The 1,437-nt window shown below is 61.3% G+C and carries 1 protein-coding gene and 1 pseudogene; both read right to left on the bottom strand.

Annotation, left to right across the window (positions count from 1 at the left end; genetic code table 11):
- Window positions 1-216 (bottom strand): annotated as a pseudogene (locus MFF01_RS21940) (flagellar hook protein); the annotation flags it as partial.
- Window positions 217-756: 540 nt separating this feature from the next.
- Window positions 757-1,437 (bottom strand): flagellin (locus MFF01_RS21935; protein ID WP_283207223.1); only part of this gene is annotated, 681 nt, incomplete at its 5' end.

Below are 1,437 nucleotides of genomic sequence, written 5' to 3'. Positions count from 1 at the left end.
GATGCCGTTGGAGATGCCGTCCAGCAGGTTCGACAGGCTCGACGAGCGGCTCGAGAGGCCATCGGCCGTGAAGAAGTTGGTGGGGTTGTCGAGGGCCGAGTTGACCTTCTTGTTGGTGGCGAGGCGGTTCTGGGTCGTGGCGAGAAGGTCGGCCGTACCCTGCAGCGAGAGCAGGTTCTGGCGGGTCGCGGCGGAGAGCGTGATGTTGGAAGACATGAGGTTCGACCCATTCTGATCGATGCGTCCCCATTTCGAAGACGGTCTCAATTAACCATCAAATGGTTGCTTTCTCGTTAAGCATAAGCCTGCGGTAGAATTTCCTTGCGCTTTGGCGGGCGATGGGTTCGCGCATCGAGCCGAAGTAACATCACGCAGATCTGTCGCAGATCTCGATTCTCATTAGATGGATTTGATCCCTCGTGTCGCCGATAAGAGGGCGACGACAATCCACGATCTCTTTTTCTAAGAGGAGTGAGCCTGACTTGAGGTGCGAAATCCGAGAGCGCCTTGCGCCCTGCGCACCTATACGTTCCGTTCAAGGGTGAAGCCCGTCGCGATCGCTCGGTCTAGAAAGATAATTGCGATTTCGTCCGAAAAAGAGCGGTGCTCGCGGGCGGGGTTGACGATACAAGGGCCAGGAAGGGCGGGGGATTAAAACGAGAAAAAGGTCGGAGCGCGAACGCTCCGGCCTTTCGTCGATTTCGGCGGTCCCGTTTCGGGACCCCCGCCGGCGCGAGCCGGCGGGGGTGGTTTCCCTTAGCGGAGGAGCTGCAGCACGCTCTGCTGCGCCTGGTTGGCCAGCGAGAGGGCCGAGATGCCGAGCGAGTTGCGGGTCGAGAGGGCCTGGGAGTTGGCGGCCTCCTCGTTGAGGTCGGCGTTGGTCAGGTTGGCAGCACCGGTGTCGAGGACGTTGATGATCTGCTTGGTGAAGTCCTGACGGTTCTGGACCACGGCGAGGTTGGAGCCGAGCGACGAGGCCTGGGCCTTCAGCTGGGCCGAAGCCGAGCCGATGGCGGTCATAACCTTGGCGATCGAGCCGTTCTCCTGGAAGTCCAGGTTGCCGACGTTGCTGAGGCCGAGGTTCGTGGCGGAGATCGCCGTGCCCTGGATGTTGAGCGAGGAGCTGTTCTTCTCGTTGAAGGAGAGCTTCATGCTGTCGCCGGCGAGCAGGTTGAGGCCGTTGAAGCCGGCGTCGGAAGCGAGCTGGTTAATCTGGGTGAGCAGATTGTTGTAGGTGGAAACCAGACCGTTGCGGGTGGTGGCGCCGTCACCGCCGACGATGGCGGAGGAGGTACCGGAGGTGAAGGCCGTGCCGCCGGCGACCGTGACGGTGAGGTTATCGGCGCCGAAGTCGTTGCTGGAGGTGATGGCGATCTTGCCGGTGACGCTGTCGATGGAAGCCTGGGCGTTCACGGAGGCAAGCGACGCGTTTAGCTG

Origin of the sequence: Methylobacterium adhaesivum, from assembly GCF_022179065.1 — a bacterium.
GTDB classification, from domain to species: domain Bacteria; phylum Pseudomonadota; class Alphaproteobacteria; order Rhizobiales; family Beijerinckiaceae; genus Methylobacterium; species Methylobacterium adhaesivum.
This window is presented reverse-complemented; position numbering and strand designations above follow the sequence as displayed.